This is a genomic window from Streptomyces zhaozhouensis (genome assembly GCF_900230195.1).
In the GTDB taxonomy this organism is placed as follows: domain Bacteria; phylum Actinomycetota; class Actinomycetes; order Streptomycetales; family Streptomycetaceae; genus Streptomyces; species Streptomyces zhaozhouensis.
In genome coordinates, this window is sequence record NZ_OCNE01000009.1 from 37,984 (window position 1) to 54,903 (window position 16,920).

General features: G+C 73.0%; 20 protein-coding genes. 9 read left to right on the forward strand and 11 right to left on the reverse strand.

Annotated elements, in window-relative coordinates:
• Positions 1–2: 2 nt before the first annotated feature.
• Complete coding sequence (locus CRP51_RS14415; RefSeq protein ID WP_245880594.1) at positions 3–1,097, reverse strand: NADH-quinone oxidoreductase subunit D; 1,095 nt, start codon at positions 1,095–1,097, stop codon at positions 3–5.
• A 224-nt stretch (positions 1,098–1,321) separates the two neighbouring features.
• On the opposite strand from CRP51_RS14415, the gene CRP51_RS14420 reads away from it, so the two are divergent.
• Together CRP51_RS14420 and CRP51_RS14425 are read left to right on the forward strand one after the other, a co-directional pair.
• Entirely contained in the window at positions 1,322–1,834 is a 513-nt protein-coding gene (locus CRP51_RS14420) for a PH domain-containing protein (protein WP_097231588.1), read from the forward strand.
• Positions 1,831–3,183: a PH domain-containing protein gene (locus tag CRP51_RS14425; RefSeq protein WP_097231589.1), complete on the forward strand. Its 1,353-nt coding sequence runs from the start codon at positions 1,831–1,833 to the stop codon at positions 3,181–3,183. Before CRP51_RS14420 ends, CRP51_RS14425 begins: the two co-directional genes overlap by 4 nt.
• Before the next feature lie 35 nt (positions 3,184–3,218).
• Here CRP51_RS14425 and CRP51_RS14430 read toward each other — a convergent pair whose 3' ends face one another.
• The 8 genes from CRP51_RS14430 to folP are packed head-to-tail and all read right to left on the reverse strand — an operon-like array spanning position 3,219 to position 9,583.
• Complete coding sequence (locus CRP51_RS14430) at positions 3,219–3,566, reverse strand: hypothetical protein (protein ID WP_097231590.1); 348 nt, start codon at positions 3,564–3,566, stop codon at positions 3,219–3,221.
• 16 nt (positions 3,567–3,582) lie between these two features.
• Entirely contained in the window at positions 3,583–4,218 is a 636-nt protein-coding gene (locus tag CRP51_RS14435; RefSeq protein WP_097231591.1) for a hypothetical protein, read from the reverse strand.
• Positions 4,215–5,594, reverse strand: a complete 1,380-nt coding sequence (locus CRP51_RS14440) for a hypothetical protein (protein WP_097231592.1) — start codon at positions 5,592–5,594, stop codon at positions 4,215–4,217. Before CRP51_RS14440 ends, CRP51_RS14435 begins: the two co-directional genes overlap by 4 nt.
• Positions 5,591–7,078, reverse strand: a complete 1,488-nt coding sequence (locus CRP51_RS14445; protein WP_097231593.1) for a hypothetical protein — start codon at positions 7,076–7,078, stop codon at positions 5,591–5,593. Before CRP51_RS14445 ends, CRP51_RS14440 begins: the two co-directional genes overlap by 4 nt.
• The gene (locus tag CRP51_RS14450) at positions 7,078–7,365 is read right to left on the reverse strand and encodes a type VII secretion target (RefSeq protein WP_097231594.1); all 288 of its coding nucleotides are present in this window, start codon (positions 7,363–7,365) and stop codon (positions 7,078–7,080) included. The genes CRP51_RS14445 and CRP51_RS14450 overlap by 1 nt, the downstream gene beginning before the upstream one ends.
• 33 nt (positions 7,366–7,398) lie before the next feature.
• The gene (locus CRP51_RS14455) at positions 7,399–8,154 is read right to left on the reverse strand and encodes a hypothetical protein (RefSeq protein WP_141514605.1); all 756 of its coding nucleotides are present in this window, start codon (positions 8,152–8,154) and stop codon (positions 7,399–7,401) included.
• A gap of 35 nt (positions 8,155–8,189) precedes the next feature.
• A complete protein-coding gene (locus CRP51_RS14460; RefSeq protein WP_097231596.1) occupies positions 8,190–8,696 on the reverse strand; it encodes a nuclear transport factor 2 family protein in 507 nt (168 codons plus the stop codon).
• Positions 8,693–9,583: a dihydropteroate synthase gene (folP, locus tag CRP51_RS14465; RefSeq protein WP_170970556.1), complete on the reverse strand. Its 891-nt coding sequence runs from the start codon at positions 9,581–9,583 to the stop codon at positions 8,693–8,695. Before folP ends, CRP51_RS14460 begins: the two co-directional genes overlap by 4 nt.
• Before the next feature lie 249 nt (positions 9,584–9,832).
• On the opposite strand from folP, the gene folB reads away from it, so the two are divergent.
• The 3 genes from folB (at position 9,833) to CRP51_RS14480 (ending at position 11,369) form a co-directional block, all read left to right on the forward strand.
• Positions 9,833–10,192 (forward strand): dihydroneopterin aldolase, encoded by a 360-nt coding sequence (folB, locus tag CRP51_RS14470; protein ID WP_097231598.1) that lies wholly within the window; start codon positions 9,833–9,835, stop codon positions 10,190–10,192.
• The gene (gene folK, locus CRP51_RS14475) at positions 10,189–10,800 is read left to right on the forward strand and encodes a 2-amino-4-hydroxy-6-hydroxymethyldihydropteridine diphosphokinase (RefSeq protein WP_097231599.1); all 612 of its coding nucleotides are present in this window, start codon (positions 10,189–10,191) and stop codon (positions 10,798–10,800) included. The genes folB and folK overlap by 4 nt, the downstream gene beginning before the upstream one ends.
• Positions 10,801–10,871: 71 nt before the next feature.
• A complete protein-coding gene (locus tag CRP51_RS14480; RefSeq protein ID WP_097231600.1) occupies positions 10,872–11,369 on the forward strand; it encodes a DUF3180 domain-containing protein in 498 nt (165 codons plus the stop codon).
• 83 nt (positions 11,370–11,452) lie between these two features.
• Here the strand turns inward: CRP51_RS14480 and CRP51_RS14485 are convergent, their stop codons facing one another.
• Positions 11,453–12,622, reverse strand: coding sequence for an ABC transporter ATP-binding protein (locus tag CRP51_RS14485; RefSeq protein WP_097231601.1), 1,170 nt, complete (start codon positions 12,620–12,622; stop codon positions 11,453–11,455).
• Between the two features lie 41 nt (positions 12,623–12,663).
• Here CRP51_RS14485 and CRP51_RS14490 point away from each other — a divergent pair, with 41 nt between their 5' ends.
• The 4 genes from CRP51_RS14490 to CRP51_RS14505 all read left to right on the forward strand — a co-directional run bounded on the left by CRP51_RS14490 (position 12,664) and on the right by CRP51_RS14505 (position 15,968).
• Positions 12,664–13,419 carry an ABC transporter permease gene (locus CRP51_RS14490; protein ID WP_097231602.1) on the forward strand — a complete coding sequence of 252 codons (756 nt, stop codon included), beginning with the start codon at positions 12,664–12,666 and terminating at the stop codon, positions 13,417–13,419.
• 13 nt (positions 13,420–13,432) lie between these two features.
• On the forward strand, positions 13,433–14,191 hold the full coding sequence (locus tag CRP51_RS14495) for an ABC transporter permease (RefSeq protein ID WP_097231603.1): 759 nt from the start codon (positions 13,433–13,435) through the stop codon (positions 14,189–14,191).
• Positions 14,188–15,171 (forward strand): ABC transporter substrate-binding protein, encoded by a 984-nt coding sequence (locus tag CRP51_RS14500; protein ID WP_245880578.1) that lies wholly within the window; start codon positions 14,188–14,190, stop codon positions 15,169–15,171. Before CRP51_RS14495 ends, CRP51_RS14500 begins: the two co-directional genes overlap by 4 nt.
• 116 nt (positions 15,172–15,287) lie before the next feature.
• Positions 15,288–15,968 carry a hypothetical protein gene (locus tag CRP51_RS14505; RefSeq protein WP_141514606.1) on the forward strand — a complete coding sequence of 227 codons (681 nt, stop codon included), beginning with the start codon at positions 15,288–15,290 and terminating at the stop codon, positions 15,966–15,968.
• Positions 15,969–16,233: 265 nt separating this feature from the next.
• Here CRP51_RS14505 and CRP51_RS14510 read toward each other — a convergent pair whose 3' ends face one another.
• The gene (locus CRP51_RS14510; protein ID WP_097231605.1) at positions 16,234–16,830 is read right to left on the reverse strand and encodes a TetR/AcrR family transcriptional regulator; all 597 of its coding nucleotides are present in this window, start codon (positions 16,828–16,830) and stop codon (positions 16,234–16,236) included.
• Between the last annotated feature and the right edge of the window lie 90 nt (positions 16,831–16,920).

A 16,920-nucleotide genomic window follows, 5' to 3' on the forward strand; every position in this document is an offset into this window, starting at 1 on the left:
CGCTACTTGTCGATGTCGCCGACCACGAAGAAGAACGAGCCGAGGATCGCCACCATGTCGGCGACCAGCGTGCCGGGCAGCAGCTCGCGCAGCGCCTGGATGTTGTTGAACGAGGCGGAGCGCAGCTTCAACCGGTGCGGGGTCTTCTCCCCCTTGGAGACGAGGTAGTAGCCGTTGACGCCCAGCGGGTTCTCCGTCCAGGCATAGGTGGCGCCCTCGGGGGCCTTGAGCACCTTCGGCAGTCGCTGGTTGACCGGCCCCGGCGGCAGCTCGGCGAGGCGGTCCAGGCAGGCGTCGGCGAGGTCGAGCGCGTTCGCCGTCTGGTCGAGCAGCACCTCGAAGCGCGCCAGGCAGTCGCCCTCGGTCCTGGTCACCACCCGCAGCGTGTCGGCCAGTTCGCCGTAGGCGAGATAGGGCTCGTCGCGGCGCAGGTCGAAGTCGACGCCGCTGGCGCGGGCGATCGGCCCGCTCACGCCGTAGGCGCGCGCCGTCTCGGGGCGCAGCACGCCGACGCCCCGGGTGCGGGCCTGGAACACCTCGTTGCCCAGCACCAGTTCCGACAGGCGCGGCAGCCCGGCGCGCGCCTCGGCGACGGCGGCCCTGGCGCGCCCGGTCCAGCCGGCCGGCAGGTCCTCCTTGAGACCGCCGACCCGGTTGAACATGTAGTGCATCCGGCCGCCGGAGACCTCCTCCAGCACCCGTTGCAGGCCCTCGCGCTCGGTGAAGGCGTAGAAGATGGGTGTCAGCCCGCCCAGTTCGAGCGGGTAGGAGCCGAGGAACATCAGATGGTTGAGCACCCTGTTCAACTCGGCGAGCAGCGTGCGCAGCCAGACCGCGCGCTCGGGCACCTCCATGCCGAGCATCCGCTCGACGGCGAGCACCACGCCCAGCTCGTTGGCGAAGGCGGAGAGCCAGTCGTGGCGGTTGGCGAGCACCACGATCTGCCGGTAGTCGCGGACCTCGAAAAGCTTCTCCGCGCCGCGGTGCATGTAGCCGACCACCGGCTCGGCCCGCGAGATCCGCTCCCCGTCGAGCACCAGCCGCAGCCGCAGCACACCGTGGGTGGACGGGTGTTGGGGCCCGATGTTGAGCACCATGTCGGTGCTCTCGGCCGCGCCCCCGACGCCGACCGTGGTGTGCGTGGCCGTGCCGCCGCCCGGGGCCGCGCTCGCGTCCGTGCCGAACGTGGCCGCCGTCTCACTGTCCGCGCTGCCGGTCTCCGCCATGCGGCCAGTCTGTCACCAGGTCACCCCGGAAGTCTCCGGCGTCGCCCGCGCCAAGTGGCCCGCCCGACGCGCCGGGAACGACCTAAGCTTCCGGCATGGACGAGGTTGCGCGGGGGCCGGGCGGCGACGGCGGCCCCGGGTCGGCGGACGAGGGCTGGCGGCCGATCGAGGCGGGGGTGCTCACGCTGCGCCGGCTGCTGCTGGCCTGCTGGCTCGGGCCGTTGGCGCTGGCCGGCGCCGTGCTGCCCCCGGTGCTCGGCGCGCCGCTGTGGGCGCTGCTGGCGCTGCCGGTGCTGGCGGGCGGCGGCTGGGGCTGGTGGGCGCTGGAGCGCAACTGGCTGTCCTGGGGCTATCTGGAACGCGACGACGACCTGCTGATCAACCGCGGGGTGCTCTGGCGCCAGCTGACCGTGGTGCCCTACGGGCGGATGCAGCTGGTCGAGGTGACCTCGGGCCCGTTGGAGCGCCGCTTCGGGCTGGCCAGGCTCCAGCTCCACACGGCCGCCGCCGCGACCGACGCCACCATCCCCGGGCTGGCCCCCGCCGAGGCGGAGCGACTGCGGGACCGCCTGACCGAGCTGGGCGAGGCCCGATCGGCCGGCCTGTGAACCCGCCGGACGGGGAGTCGGGGAACGGGTCCGCCGACGAGATCCCCAGCGGCCGGGGCAAGCGGCTGCATCCGCTCACTCCCTGGCGCCGCGCCTGGGCGCCGCTGGCGGGCCTCTTCGCCGTCGCGCTCCAGAACGCGGGGGAGGTCCGCGACCAGGCCGAGGGCGCCGGGCTCGGCTGGCTGCTGCTCGGCGTCGCCGTCCTGGTCCTGGGCGCCACCGCCTACGGCTATCTCTCCTGGCGGGTCACCCGCTATCTGGTCACCGAGACCGAACTGCGCATCCGCACCGGGCTGTTGTTCCGCCGCACCGCGCATCTGCGGTTGGACCGCATCCAGGCGATCGACATCTCGCGCCCGCTGCTGGCCAGGGCCTTCGGCGTGGCCAAGCTGAAGATGGACGTGGTCGGCTCCGGCTCCCACGACGAGCTGGTGTTCCTCGCCGAGCGCGAGGCGACCGAGCTGCGCGCCGAACTGCTGGCCAGGGCCGCGGGGATCGCCCCCGAGGCCGCGTCCAGCGCGGGCGAGGCGCCGGCGCGCGAGCTGCACCAGGTGGACTCGCGGATGCTGGGCTGGTCGCTGGCGCTGCTCGGCAGCGCCTGGGGTTCGCTGCTCGCCGCGCTGGTGACCACGCCGTTGATCTGGCTGGCGACCGACAGCGTGCTGCCCGCGCTCGCGGTGCTGCTGCCGCTGCTGGCCGCGATCTGGCGCGGCAGCCTGGGGGCGTTCCTGACCCAGTACGGCTGGACGGTCAGCGAGTCGCCCGACGGGCTGCGGCTGGACCACGGGCTGCTGCAACGCGACCACGCCACGGTGCCCCCGGGGCGGGTGCAGGCCGTGAGGATCGTGGAACCGGTGCTGTGGCGCCGACGCGGCTGGCTGCGGGTGGAGTTGGCCGTCGCCGGGGAGGGCAACGAGGGCGGCATGTTGCTGCCCGTCGGCACGCGCGAGACCGTCCGCGCGCTGCTGGGCCGCATCCTGCCGGACGTCGACCTGGACGAGACGCTGGCGCGGATCGAGGCCGCGCCCACCCGCGCGCGTTGGGCCGTGCCGGTGTGGCGGGTCGGCTACGGCTACGGCGCGACCGACGCGGTCTTCGTCGCCCGCCACGGGCGGCTGCGCCGCACCCACACGCTGGTGCCGCACGCCAAGGTGCAGAGCGTGCGGCTGGCGCAGGGGCCGTGGGAGCGGCGGCTGGGCCTGGCGTCGATCCACGTGGACCAGGGCGCCAACGGAACGGCGACGGCGCGGCTGCTGGACGCGGCGCACGCGGCCGACGAGGTGGCCCGCCAGGCCGACCGCTCCCGCCTTGGCCGCCGCTCGGCGACGCCGGACCGTTGGCTGACCTAGATCGCCTCGTTCGGGCGCCGGGGCCAGGCGCCGCGTCAGCCGGACTGGCCGCCGCCGGCGGCGACGAGGTGGAGGAGGGCCTCGGCCGCCGACTTCACGTGGGCCGAGTCGCCGGGCAGCACGAACACGCCGCGGGCGCCCCAGCCGGGCGCCGCGTTGTACTTGGTCCCGTTGACCGTGAGCGAGACGGACTTGCCGCCCGTGAACCGGATCTTCTTGGCGACGACCTGGCTCACCGGGCCGCTGTCGATGGGCTGCCGCTCGGAGTCGAGCAGGGTGAGCGTTCCCCGGTCGACGACGATGAAGCCGTGTTGCGCGAGGGGCCTGAGCCCCTTGCCGATCTGGACCTGCTCGAAGACGTACTCGGGATCAGTCGTCGACATGGGGGGCTCTCCGCCTTCACTGGGGGCTGATGGTCAGCGTCTGGGCGATGTCGTCGGCCGTCTCCACCATCGTCTCGCCGAGCGTGGGGCTCGGCCAGGTGACGGTCAGTTCCACGAACCCACCGTCGGGGCCCGGGGGCACCACGTAGTAGGAGACGTACTCGATCATCGAACGTCGGCCGTCCTCCGCGGGTTCCTCCAGGATCAGCTCGTGCACCCGGCACGTCGGCCCGGCCGGCAGCTCGACGACGGTGACCAGCGGGTCCCGGAACCGGTAGGGCTGCGGCTGGACGGCCAGTCGGGCCATCGCCTCGGCGGTGCGGACCTCGGACGGCGTGGGCACCGGCGCGCAGAACGCGGTGACCGGCACCAGGGGGCGCGAGTTCAGCGGCTCGGGGGGCACGTAGACGGCGACGGGCGACGCCTCGCGTTCCACCGCGCCCTCCCAGATCGCCCTCAACTCCGGGTAGGCGGCCTCCGCGTAGTCCTGGCTGTACTCGCCGCCCCGGTCGGCGACGGCCTGCGCGACCCGTTCGGCCGCGTCCTCCTCCGCCATCTCCAGCTGATGCCAGAACTCCTCGGGGTGCTCGAAGGAGGCCACCCAACGGGTCGCCGCCGTCTTCGTCACCGCTATACCGGCCGCGTCGGTCACGACCTCTCCTCTCCTTGCTTGTCGAGGCGCGCGCCGTGGCCGCCCCCCGTGGCGCCCACCCCCTCCGGCGGCACCAGGACGTTGAGCTTCCACTTGCGGTAGGCGCCCCGCACCGCGTAGGCCGGGACGGCGATCAGGAACGCGCCGGCCAGCACGGGGTAGAACGGGTCCCACGCGAGGTCCCACACGAACAGGCCGTAGACGAGCGAGAAGATCCCGAAGGCCATCACCCCGGGGGTCTCGGCGGAGTAGGCGAAGAGGCGCTCCTGCCGCGCGTAGTGCTTCGCACGCCAGACGCCAGCCGTCCTGTCCTCCCGCTGCCTGCCGGGGAACGCCCTCAACTGCTTCTTCCGGATGCCGAGTCCGGCCTGCCGGCAGAAGTCGCCGAGCGCGACGAGTTGGGGATCTCCGGCGAACCAGGTGTCCCAGTGCAGAAACGCGTGCACCGTCTCCCTGTCGTCCACCAACGCCACGCCCCAGGGCCGCCCCTGGTCCTCCAGCACCACGGCCTCCCGCAGCCCGAGCACCGGGTCCGCCGGCGGCGGCATGAGCCGCATCATCCGCTGCGCGGTGCGCAGTTCGACGGCCTCTGCGGTGAGCCGCAGCGCGCTGCGGTCCAGGAACGACCGGGTGACGGGAACGCCGGGCCTGGGTCTCAGCTCCGCCGCGGCGACGGTGCGCCCGGCACGCGTCCCGGCCAGGCCCAGCACGGCCGCGGGAACGACGGTGACGAGGGCGATGATCAGGAAGGGCAGCGAGGCCATGGCGTTGCGCCACTCCGCGCCGGGAGGGGCCCAGGAGAAGAAGAACAGCAGCATGGAGGCGAAGGCCGGAAGGGCCCACACCGTCGTCGCCAACTCCGGCCCCGGCCGCAGCGGACCCGCGAACCCCGCCGCCCGGGGCGGCTCCTCCTCGTCCTCCGCCGCCACGTGGACGGGGATGCCGTGATGGCGCAGGAAGGGGGCGAGTCCGGAACGCTCGGCGTAGTCGGCGTCCCCGGGCCCCAGGGTGAACGGGGTCCAGGAGTCCGGCCTCTCCAGTGGCAGCGGCAATCCACCTGTCGGGAGCCAGCCCCCGAGGGGCAGACAGGCGACGGACTTGCCCGCCCCGTCCAGCAGATGGAGGCAGCCCCCCGACGCGCCGATCTTTCCGCTGCTCACACCGCCCCCGCCGGTGCGGGACGCGGCGGTGCAGAGCTTCCCCGGCAGATAGACCGCCGAGGCGACCCCCTCCGGGCCCAACGGCCAGGAGCGGGAACGCCAGCGCTGCCGCACCACCAGCCGGCCGTTCTCGACCGTGATCCGGGCCCGGCGCAGCACCCCCCAACGGACCAGGGGACGTTGCGCCGGGAAGACGACCGGCTCCACCGGGTTCATCGGGCCATGGCCTCGCTCTCGTCGTAGGTGAGGTCACCGGCTTCGGTGAAGTCGCCGACCAGCGGGTGGTCACCGTCACCGAGTCCCGGCCAGTTCCAGAGGGAGTCGACCCCCGTGACTCCGAAGAGTCCGATGTTGCCAGAGATGGCACCCGCGCCGGCGGCGCCGATCGCGGCGGAACTCGAAGCACCCAGTTCGCCAACCGTGACTCCCCGAGCGCTCGCCCGGCCCAGTGCCGCCAGGTCGTCCGCCGCATCCGCCTGCCCGAAGAACTGGTGAACCCCACCCCGAAACCCAACGCCGCTGAATGCGCCGCGCATCCCGGATATGCCCTGGCCCCAGTTGGAGCCGCTGCCCAGCACCCGCAGGTTGCCGGCCATCTCGCCGCCGAGCCCGCCGAAGGCGGAGCGGCCCCAGCCGAGCAGCCCGGAGGGGCGGGTGAACGTGGTACCGGCGCGGGCGGCCAGCGTCGCGCCGTCGCCGACGACGCCGGCGGCGATCGCGTTGCGGGCGGCGCGGTTGCCCGCGGCGTTCTGCATGACGCTGCGGAACGCGCCGAAGCGGGCGGTGCCGCCGGCGGCGCGCAGCATCGGGGTCACCGCGCGGCCGATGCCGAAGGTGACGATGCCGACCACGTCGAGGGCGAAGCCGACCCAGTTGCCCGAGAGGGCGTTGCCGACCATGGAGAAGACGGTGGCCACCAGCGCGATGGTCCCGAGGACGGCGGCCAGGGCCTGGCCGACGACGGGTATCCAGCTCACCAGCAGCGCGAGGACCCCGCAGATCGCGGCGATTCTCCCCGCCCACTCGCCGATCATGATCAGGAAGTCCTTGAGCCCGTCGAAGAACGCGCCCACGTGGTCCCAGAAGCCGTCCTTGAGGCCGTCGCCGCCGATGAAGTCGCCGATGGCGTCGGCGGCCCGCTGGGCGGCCTGGTCCTTGGCCTCGACGATCTCGGAGAGCCGGGTGCGCAGCCGGTTCAACTCGCCCTGTTGGTATTCGAGTTGCCCCTGGAGGTTGCTGACCTGGCGGTTCGCCTCCTCCTCGCGGTCCTCGGCGTCGTCGGCGTCCGAGTCGCCCGCGCGCTCCGCGTCGGCCTCGGCGCCCTCGATGCGCCCGCTGAGGCTGTCCATCTGCGCCTGGACCTCCTGGGCCTCGGTGCGCAGCGTCAGGCTCTCGGTCTGGGCGTCCTCCAGCGCGGGCCAGTAGCCCGCCAGGGCGTCGGCGGCGGCGTCGTAGCGGCCCCACGCCTTCCACACGTCGTCGGAGACCTCGGTCGACTTCTCGCGGAACGCGGTGCCGGCCTCGGAACGCCAGCCGTCCTCGCTGTCGGTGACGTCCTCCAGCAGCTCCTTGGCGCGCTGGATCGCGTCGGCCGTGCGCCGGTAGCGGGCGGCGGCCTCCTGGACCATCTCCCAGTCACCGGGGACCGGGTCGCGGCCGTCGTCGGTCAGCGGCTGCCAGTCGGCGGGACGTGTGCCCATCAGTTACCGCCCTGGAGCGCCTGGGCCAGCTCGGACTCGATCCCGTCGTAGCCCTCCGCGGCCTGGATGGCCTTCTCCGCGAGTGTGCGCAGGCCGTCCATGAGTTTCTCGCGATGAACTCCCCAGTTCTCCGCAAACTCTTCAAGTTCGTGCGCGAGGCCGTCGTGGCTCACCTGCTCCGCGTAATCGGACGCGGCGTCCTCGGCGTTCTCGAACTCGGTGGCTATCAGGCGCAGTTTCTCCCCGAGCTCCTGGACTTCGCTGACTGTGATATCGAGGTCGGACATTCCCCCTCCTCCTGCTGCGGACCCGGTCGGCCCTTAATCGGACCACCGGAAAGAAGCGGCGATGGCGTCGAACATCTGGACCTGCGCATCCGCCAACTCCTTCAGCGGTGCACTGAAAGTGAGGACCAGCCACGCGGTGGAGTGGGGAACCGGCAGGAAGAACTCCAGCAAGGTGTTGGGACGTGCCTTGTCCTGTCCCAGTTCCAGCGAGTCCTCGCTCAGTTCCTCCCGGCGACCGCGCACCGCCTCGCCCGAGGGAAGGGTCACGACGGAGACCTGCGCGCCCTCGCCGTACCGGTCCCGGATGCCGTCGGCCAGCAACGACACCGGCATCTGCCGCGGCAGCGACGGGTTCTCGGGCTCCGCGGTCACCATGAGGCTCGCGGGGATCGGAACGCCCATCACGGCCTCGGTCGCGAGATAGATCTCAATCGCCTCACGCTGCGAGGCGTTGTGGGTGACCTCCGTCAGCAAATCCCGCAACTCGTGACGCTTCACAGCGAACTCGTCACGGTTCGGATATGCCTTGTCGACCAGGATCTGGACGGCCCGCATCCGCTTCGGCTCCGAACGGAGCGGAATTCGGAACCAGTCCGTCGGAGTGATCATCCGGTAACGCTTCGGAGGGCCGCCCCGGCCCTTTTCGCCCTCCGTTGGGGAGATTTTCGCCGGCTGTTCATGCGCCGCAGCACCGCCGCCCTCTCTGTCGAACGCCACGCGTTCTTCCGCCCGTGCCACGCGGAACTCTCCCGTCAGATGAAACTCACGCTTGCCATTCTTCGCATCCAATCAGCCGGACGCGAGGAAGGGAAGCGCGGTTCCCCTCAGCCGATCTCCGTCAAACCGCCGCCCTCGTCGCGGTCGTCGGAGCCGCCGCCCTCTCCTTCCTCGTCGGAGTCCTCGCCCTCCCGGTCGATCAGGACCGGAGAACCGTGGTGCGACCAGACCCGCCACTCGCCGTCCTCCGCCCTGCGGAAGACGTTGGTGGCCACCACCAACCCGCCGACCAGCGGCCCCACTTCCCCCTCCGCCTCGGAGGGACCGCCGCTGAGGATGTTCTCCGTGCAGGTCACCAGCGCCGTGTCGCCCAGCACCGAGACCTCGACATCGGTGAGGAAGAACTGGATGTAGTCGGTGTTGGCCATGATCAACGCGTACGAACGCAGCACCTCGGCCCGCCCGTTGATCACCGGCCAGCCCGGGTGCACCACGCTGATGTCGTCGGTCAGCCAACGCTCCGTCAGAGCGTCCAGGTCGCCGCGCTCGATCGCGTCGTAGAGCGCCGTGTTGGCCGCCGCGACCGCCTCGATGTCGGTGCTCGCTCCGGTCATACCGCTCCCTCCCCGCCGTCGCCCACCCGGCGGTCCGCCTCGTCGATGGCACGGGCCACCCGGACGGCGTCCGCGCTGGCCCGTGCCTCGTGTACCCGCACAGCCCACGCCCCAGCCGCGGCGGCGAGCGCGGAGACGGCGGCGGTCGCCGCGTCGCGCTCGCGCGCGGGCGGCGGGGTGCCGTCGGGGCCGGCGAGCACCCGGCCGAGGAACCGCTTGCGCGAGGCCGCGACCAGCAGCGGGAACGGCAGGTCGGCGCGGATCCTGCCGAGCGCGGCCAGCAGCGCCAGGTCGTGCTCGGCCCGCTTCGCGAAGCCCAACCCCGGGTCGACCACCAGCAGCTCGGGCGCGATGCCGCCGGCCACCGCGCCGGCCAGGCTCTCCCGCAGCTCGTCGACCACCTCGCCGACCACGTCGGCGTAGACGGCCCGGTCGTTCATGTCCACGCTCTGCCCGCGCCAGTGCATCACCACGAACGGCACGGCCCGTTCCGCCACCAGCGGCACCATCGCGGGGTCGGCCCGGCCGCCGCTCACGTCGTTGACCATCCGGGCGCCGGCGTCCAGCGCGCGCCCCGCCACCGAGGCGCGGGTGGTGTCCACGCTGACCAACGCCCCCCGATCGGCCAGCTCCCGCACCACGGGCAGCACCCGCCGCAGCTCCTCGGCCTCGTCCACCCGGGTGGCACCCGGGCGGGTCGACTCGCCGCCGACGTCCACCAGGTCCGCGCCCTCGGCCACCAGATCGAGCCCCCGCTTGACCGCCGACTCCGGATCGAACCAACGCCCCCCGTCGGAGAAGGAGTCGGGTGTGACATTGACCACCCCCATCACCGCACAGCGGTCCCAGCGGGGCAGACCTGTCACCTGACCATGCGCGATGCTCATGGCCCCAGGGTAGGCGCAGGTGGTGGGCGCCCGACCGACCCTTCACCGGCCCCGGGCCCGCGTTCCCCGCCCTCCGAGGGGGAACAGGTCGGCCGGTACCGGCGCTGTTCCCCATGCCCCGACGGAGCGTCGGGCGGGCGCGGGTAGATTCGAACCCCCGGGCGGTGAGCACCCGAACGGGACCGGCGGCGCACGGGACACCGGAGCGCGCGCTCAGTCGGACAAGACCAGAGACGAGGGAGTGAGGCCGTGGACCGCATCACGCTGCGTGGAGTACGCGCACAGGGCTTTCACGGGGTCCTCCCCAGTGAGCGCGCCGAGGGCCAGACCTTCGTGGTGGACGTGGAACTCGGCGTGGACACCAGGCCGGCCGCAGAGGCGGACGCGCTGGAGCTGACCGTCGACTACGGAGTCCTCGCCGAGCAGATCGTCGCCGTCGTCGCCGGCGAACCCTGCGACCTGCTGGAGACGTTGGCCCAGCGGCTCGCCGACCAGTGCCTGACCCACCCGGCGGTGCGCGAGGTCACCGTGACCGTGCACAAGCCGCACGCCCCGATCACCGTGCCCTTCGAGGACGTGACCATCAGCATCGAACGGAGCCGAGCATGACCCCCAGCAACGCCGCCTCCTCCCCCGACCCCACCGTGCAGCCGGTACCGGCGTCCGTGGTCCGGCAGGTCGACGCGGCCGACTCGACCCTCCACAACCCGATGCGCGCCGTGCTCTCCCTCGGTGCCAACATGGGCAACCGGCTGGAGAACCTCCAGGGGGCCGTCGACGCCCTGGAGGACACCCCGGGCGTCCGGGTCAAAGCCGTCTCCCGGATCTACGAGACCCGCCCGTTGGGCGTCGCCGAGGGCGAGCAGTCCGACTACTTCAACGCGGTCGTCCTGGTGAAGACGACCCTGCCGCCCTCCTCGCTGCTGGAGCGCGCGCAGGCCATCGAGGAGGCGTTCGAACGGGTCCGCGACCTGCGCTGGGGGCCGCGCACCCTGGACGTGGACATCGTCTCCTACCAGGGCGTCGTCTCCGCCGACCCGGCCCTCACGCTGCCCCATCCCCGGGCCCACGAGCGGGCGTTCGTGCTGGTGCCGTGGCACGATGTCGACCCGGGCGCCGAGGTGCCGGGCCATGGACCGCTGCGCGAGCTGCTGCCCTCGGTCGACGACCAGGGCGTCGTGCTGCGGGAGGACCTGTCACTGGTGCTGCCCGACTGACCAGGGGCCCGGGGGGCTCGCCCGGGGACTTCCCGGGACGCGAACGAGATGGACGAGGGGCGCGCGGAGCGGTGAACCAACTGCGGATCGGCACGCTGGCCGGGCTGTTCGCGGCAGCGTTCGGCCTGTGCTGGGCGGGGGCCGGGCTCTGGGACTCGATGGACAACACGCTGCCCGCGGTCCCCCTTCTCGCGCCGGTCGTGCTGGCGCTGATCGCCGCGGTGCTGCTGGGCACCGCGCTGTCGCTGCGCGCGCGGTTGCGCGCCCAGCGCGAACGGCGCCCGGACGCGCGGCCGGTGGACCGGATGAGCGCCGCCCGCGCGGTGGTCTTCGGACAGGCGAGCGCGCTGGTCTCGGCGTTGGTGGCCGGGGCGTACGGCGGCTTCGGGCTCTTCCTGCTGCTGGAGCGGATGGAGGTGCCCAACCGCAGGGACCAGGCCCTGTACGCCGGGCTCGCCGTCGCGGCGGGCGTCGCGGTGGTGGCGGCGGCGCTGTATCTGGAACGGGTGTGCCGCCTCCCCGAAGGCGACGAGGACGACCCCACCGGCCCCATGGGCTCCCGGGCGTAGCCCCCGGCGGCCTCGGGGTTCCGAAGGAGCGCGGGCGACTGCGCGAGCGACCCGCCACACCGGAGGCCGCCGCCGGACAGAGCCTAGACCCCGCTCACCGTCTCCAACTCGACGTCCGACCGTTCGACCGAACGGGTGTCCGCGTCGATGGAGCGACGCAGCGCCTCGTGGAGGGTGCTCGGGGTCAGCACCCCGAGCAGCCGGTCCTCCTCGTCGAGCACGGCTATCCACCCCGCGTCGTACTGGAGCATCGTGCTGAACGCCGTCTTCAGCGACGAGCCCAGCCGCAGCCACGCCTCCATCCGCCGCGCGTGCTCGGCCACCGTGCCACCGCGCGCGGCGTCGCCCGGGGTGTCCCCCACCGAGACCCACCCGTGCAGCACGTCGTCCTCGTCGAGCACGACCGCCCAGCGCACCCCGTCGGCCCGCATCCGTTCCCGCGCGGTCGCCATCGAGTCCGCGAGGTGCACGACCGGCGGCTGCTCCAGGTCGCCGCGTTCCACCGGCGTCACCGAGAGCCGCTTCAGGCCGCGGTCGCTGCCGACGAACGAGGCGACATAGTCCGTGGCCGGCGCGCCCAGCACCGCCGCCGGCGAGTCGTACTGCTCGATCCGCCCCTCGCCGAAGACCGCGATGCGGTCGCCGAGCCGCACGGCCTCCTCGATGTCGTGGGTGACGAAGAGCACCGTCTTGCGGACCTCCTGCTGGAGCCGGAGGAACTCGTTCTGCAACCGCTCCCGCACCACCGGGTCGACCGCGCCGAACGGCTCGTCCATCAGCAGCAACGGCGGGTCCGCGGCCAGCGCCCGCGCGACGCCGACCCGCTGCCGCTGCCCGCCGGAGAGCTGGTCCGGGTAGCGGCCGCCGTAGACGGCCGGGTCGAGGCCGACCAGCTCCAGCAGCTCGCCGGCGCGCTGCCGCGCCGCCTTCCGGCCCCGGCCGAGCAGCACCGGAACGGTCGCCGTGTTGTCGAGCACCGTGCGGTGCGGGAAGAGGCCGACCTGCTGGATCACATAGCCGATGCGGCGGCGCAGCTTCACCGGGTCGACGCGGGAGATGTCCTCGCCGTCGAGCAGGATGCGGCCGGCGGTCGGCTCCTCCAGCCGGTTGACCAGCTTCATCGTGGTGGTCTTGCCGCAGCCGGACGGCCCGACGAGGGTGACCAGCTCGCCCTCGCGCACCTCGAAGTCGAGGTCGTCGACGGCCACGGTCCCGTTGGGGTAGCGCTTGGAGACGTGCTCGAACCGCAACATGTTCATGATTCTGTCAGGTTAACCGTCTAGGCTGCTGGAACATGAGTGCGGCAACCGCCCAGAGCTGTCTGGCGGCCAACGAGTGGATCTGCGGGGAGTACCTGCGCAGTCGCAGCGAGGAACTGACCGAGGCCACGGTCGACCACGTGGTGATCACCGCCACCTCGATCGGCATCGCGGTGCTCATCGCCTTCCCCCTCGCGCTGCTGGCCCGCCGCTGGCGGCTCGCGTCGGCGGGCATCCTGAGCGCCACCACGGTGCTCTACACCATTCCCACGCTCGCCATGTACGCGCTGCTGCTGCCGATGTTCGGCATCTCGGTCTCGCTGGTGATCTGCGGCCTGGTGCTCTACTCGCTGACCATCCTGGTGCGGAACATCCTCACCGGGCTCGACTCCGTTCCCACCGAGGCCCGCGAGGCGGCGATCGGCCTCGGCTACGGCAGGACCCGGCTGCTCTTCGCCGTCGAACTGCCGCTGGCGCTCCCGGCGCTGATGGCGGGGCTGCGGATCGCCACCGTCTCGGCGGTCTCACTGACCACGGTCGGCGCGATCGTCGACAACGGCGGCCTGGGGAACCTGATCTACGCCGCGATGGACAGCTACTTCAAGGCCCAGGTGCTGACCGCCTCGGTGCTCTGCGTGCTGCTCGCCGTCACCGCCGACCTGCTGCTGCTGGGGTTGCAGCGCCTGCTCACGCCCTGGACGAGGGCCGCCGGCGGCGGGCGGCGGCGCGTCCGCAGGGCCGCCGGGGCCGAGGGGCGCGACGCCGTGCTGGACAACCGGGCCACGGCCTGACGGGGAGCCCGAGATGGACGCGATCATCGACGCCTGGGCCTGGCTGACCACCGCCGACCACTGGTCGGGCACGGGCGGGGTCTGGCAACGCCTCTCCGAACACCTGGAGCTGACCGGCCTCTGCCTGCTGCTCTCGGCGGCCATCGCGCTGCCCCTGGCGTTCTGGCTGGGCCACGGCGGCGGGCGGCGCTTCGGCGGCACGCTGGCCATCAACATCTCCAACGCCGGCCGCGCGGTGCCCACGTTCGCCGTGCTGGTGCTGCTCACCATCAGCCCGGTCGGGGAGCACGGGGAGGCCCCGACCATCATCGCGCTGGTGCTCTTCGGGGTGCCGCCGCTGCTGACCAACGCCTATGTGGGGGTGGCGGAGGCCGACCGCGACGTGGTGGGGGCCGCGAGGGGCATGGGCATGTCCCCGCTCCAGCTGATGTTCCGGGTGGAGCTCCCCCTCGCCTACCCGCTGGTGATGACGGGGCTGCGCACCGCCGCCGTGCAACTGGTGGCCACCGCCTCGCTGGCCGCGCTGGCCGGCGGGGGCGGCCTCGGCCGGATCATCACCGCCGGCTTCGACACCAACAACACCCCGCAGGTCTTCGCCGGCGCCGTCCTGGTCGCCGGCCTCGCCCTGCTGGTGGAGGGCGCGCTCGCGCTGCTCCAGCGGCTGGCGGACCCGCGTCGCCGTCCCCGCGACGCGCGCCGGACCCCCGACGACGAACGGCCGGCGGCTTCCCCGGGCCGGGCCACGACCACACCCGAGATGGAGACCACGTGACCGCGACATTCCGCGCCGGCGCCGTTCGCCGCGCCCGGCTGCCCCTGGCCGGCCTCGCCGCACTCGCCCTCGCCCTCACCGCCTGCGGCGGGGAGAGCCTGGAGGAGAGCGAGTCGGGCGGCTCCTCCGACGGCGGCGACGGCAAGGGCTCGGTGACCGTCGGCGGCGCCAACTTCACCGAGGCGACGCTGATGGCCGAGCTCTACCGGGGCGTGCTGGAGGAGGCCGGCTACTCGGTCTCCATCACCAACGTGGACAGCCGCGAGCTGTACGAACCGGAGCTGGAGAGCGGCGGGATCGACGTGGTCCCCGAGTACGCGGCGACGCTCGCCGAGTTCCTCAACACCGACGAGAACGGCCCCGACGCCGAGCCCGTCGCCTCCTCCGACGTGGCGGACACGGTGACCGCGCTGCGGGAGCTGGCCGAGCCCCGGGGCCTGACCGTGCTGGACGCGGGGGACGCCGTCAACCAGAACGCGTTCGCCGTCACGGAGGAGTTCGCGACGGAGAACGACCTCACGACCCTCACCGATCTGGGTGAACTCGGTGAGCCGGTCCGCCTGGCGGCCGGTGAGGACTGCCCCCAGCGGCCGTTCTGCGAGCCGGGCCTGGAGAACACGTACGGCATCGACGTCACGGAGATCGTTCCGCTGGGCGTCGGAACCGTCCAGGGCAAGCAAGCGGTGCAGCGCGGCGAGGCCGAACTGGCGCTGGTCTCCACCACGGACGCGGTGCTGGAGGACTTCGGGCTGGTGACGCTGGAGGACGACCAGCGGCTCCAGCAGGCCGACAACCTGCTGCCCGTCGTCAACGCCGACAGCCTCGGCGGCGAGCAGGACGCGCTCGACGCCCTCGACGAGCTGACGGCGACCCTGACCACGGAGGACCTGAAGGAGCTCAACCGCCAGGTGGACTCCGAACGCCGCAAGGCGGAGGACGCCGCGCACGACTACCTGGTCGAGCGGGGGCTCGTCGGGTAGCCCCTCGACCGCCGGAGGGGCGGGGCCGGAAGGCGCCGCCCGCGCCGGATAACCGACCGGGCACAACCCGTCGGTCACCCTCCCGCGCGCCCGTGCGGTCACGGTAGGTTTCGACCATGGCACGTGGACGTCACCGTAGCTCAGCGCTGCACAAGGTGCTGCTGCCCGCCTCGCTGGCCGCGCTCGCCGTGGCCAGCGCCGCGGCGGCCTGGCTGGTCGGTGACGCGGCGCTGCTGCGTGCGCTGACCGCCGTCGCCGCGCTGGCGGCCGTGGTCGCCGCCGTCCAGCTGCGCCGCTGGGACCTGGCGGCCGGCCGGCAGGTGGCGCGCGAACGCGCCGGCCGCGCCGGGCTCAGCTGGAAGGCCGAGGAACGGCAGGCCGAGCTGGAGGAGGCCCAGGAGCAGGTCGCCACGCTGGAGGCCAAGGTCGCCGACAAACGCGCCGAGTTGGGCAAGCTCCGCACGGAGCACGCGGCGCTGCTGCGCCGCTACGCCACGGCGGAGAGCGAGCGGGCCAAGGCCCTGGAGGGCCGCCGGCAGCTGGCGCTTGAGGCGGCCGAGCCGGCCAAGGCACTGCCGGCGAAGGCCACCGACCACCGCACGGCGGACGGCGCGCCGACGGCGCTCACCTACCAGCAGGCGCTGGAGTCGCTGCGTCATCTCTCCCGCCACGTGGCCCGCCAACGCGGCGACCGCGAGCCGGTGCCGCCGCCGGCGGCGGGGCCGGCCGGTCCCGAGACGCCCCCGCGGCAACGCGCGGCCTCCCAGTTCGACTTCTTCGGCCGCGCGAAGCGCTGAGCCGCTGGCCGCAGCCCCCACAAGGGGCGCGGGGAACGGCGCGAGCAACCCACCACCGGGCCGAGGACGACAACCCACCCAGCCAGCCCCGACCGCTGTCGCCTGACCCCCGCCACCCATGCACCGCGCAGTTCCCCGCGCCCCCAAGGCCGCCCACCGACCGAGAAGGGGCGCGGGGAACGGCGCGAGCGACCCACCACCGGGCCGAGGACGACCACCCACGGCAACCGCCCAGGCACCGCTGTCGCCTGCCCCCCGCCGCCCCCTACCCCAGCGCTCGCTCGATCGCGCGGCGAGCGCGCCCGGCCGCCGCATCGTCACGGTCCAGCTGCATCGCCGCGTTCAACGCCAACCCCGCCGCGACGATCTCGAACAGCGCCTGGTCGACGTCGAAGCCGTCCGGCAGCTCCCCGTTCTCCACCGCCACGCCCAGGTCCGCCCGCAGCTGTCCGCGCCACCGCGACCACACCTCGGCCACCGCGTCGCGGACCACCCCCGGCCGGCCGTCGTACTCGCTGAGCGCCGCCGTCATCAGGCAGCCGCCGGGCAGCAGCGGCCTCTCCAGATAGCTCACGGAGTTGGCGCACACCGCGCGCAGCCGCCGCAGCCCCGCCGGTTCGGCCAGCGCCGGCTCGACCACCCGGTGCCAGAAGTCGACGAACGCCTTGTCCAGCGTCGAGAGCTGCAACGACTCCTTGGTGCCGAAGTGCTTGTGCACCCCGGACTTGCTCATTCCCAGCTCCTCGGCGAGCCGGCCGATCGTGATGCCGTCCAGCCCCTCCTCGGAGGCGATCCCGGCGGCCCGGTCGAGAATCCGGCCCCTGGTGGCGAGCGCTTCGGCCGCCGAGCGTCGTGGTGACATGCACCGAGGATAGCGTACGACCGTTCGCTATTGATTTGGCGAACGGTCGTACGCTAAATTCCTCGGCAGTCAGCGACGAGAACCACCGAG

Excerpts from the sequence above, each read along its gene's own strand:
- CRP51_RS14415 (WP_245880594.1), bottom strand. The coding sequence starts at position 1,097 with ATGGTGCTCAACATCGGGCCCCAACACCCGTCCACCCACGGTGTGCTG.
- CRP51_RS14420 (WP_097231588.1), top strand. The coding sequence starts at position 1,322 with ATGGACGAGGTTGCGCGGGGGCCGGGCGGCGACGGCGGCCCCGGGTCG.
- CRP51_RS14430 (WP_097231590.1), bottom strand. The coding sequence starts at position 3,566 with ATGTCGACGACTGATCCCGAGTACGTCTTCGAGCAGGTCCAGATCGGC.
- CRP51_RS14440 (WP_097231592.1), bottom strand. The coding sequence starts at position 5,594 with ATGAACCCGGTGGAGCCGGTCGTCTTCCCGGCGCAACGTCCCCTGGTC.
- CRP51_RS14445 (WP_097231593.1), bottom strand. The coding sequence starts at position 7,078 with ATGGGCACACGTCCCGCCGACTGGCAGCCGCTGACCGACGACGGCCGC.
- CRP51_RS14450 (WP_097231594.1), bottom strand. The coding sequence starts at position 7,365 with ATGTCCGACCTCGATATCACAGTCAGCGAAGTCCAGGAGCTCGGGGAG.
- CRP51_RS14460 (WP_097231596.1), bottom strand. The coding sequence starts at position 8,696 with ATGACCGGAGCGAGCACCGACATCGAGGCGGTCGCGGCGGCCAACACG.
- folP (WP_170970556.1), bottom strand. The coding sequence starts at position 9,583 with ATGAGCATCGCGCATGGTCAGGTGACAGGTCTGCCCCGCTGGGACCGC.
- folK (WP_097231599.1), top strand. The coding sequence starts at position 10,189 with ATGACCCCCAGCAACGCCGCCTCCTCCCCCGACCCCACCGTGCAGCCG.
- CRP51_RS14485 (WP_097231601.1), bottom strand. The coding sequence starts at position 12,622 with ATGTTGCGGTTCGAGCACGTCTCCAAGCGCTACCCCAACGGGACCGTG.
- CRP51_RS14490 (WP_097231602.1), top strand. The coding sequence starts at position 12,664 with ATGAGTGCGGCAACCGCCCAGAGCTGTCTGGCGGCCAACGAGTGGATC.
- CRP51_RS14495 (WP_097231603.1), top strand. The coding sequence starts at position 13,433 with ATGGACGCGATCATCGACGCCTGGGCCTGGCTGACCACCGCCGACCAC.
- CRP51_RS14505 (WP_141514606.1), top strand. The coding sequence starts at position 15,288 with ATGGCACGTGGACGTCACCGTAGCTCAGCGCTGCACAAGGTGCTGCTG.
- CRP51_RS14510 (WP_097231605.1), bottom strand. The coding sequence starts at position 16,830 with ATGTCACCACGACGCTCGGCGGCCGAAGCGCTCGCCACCAGGGGCCGG.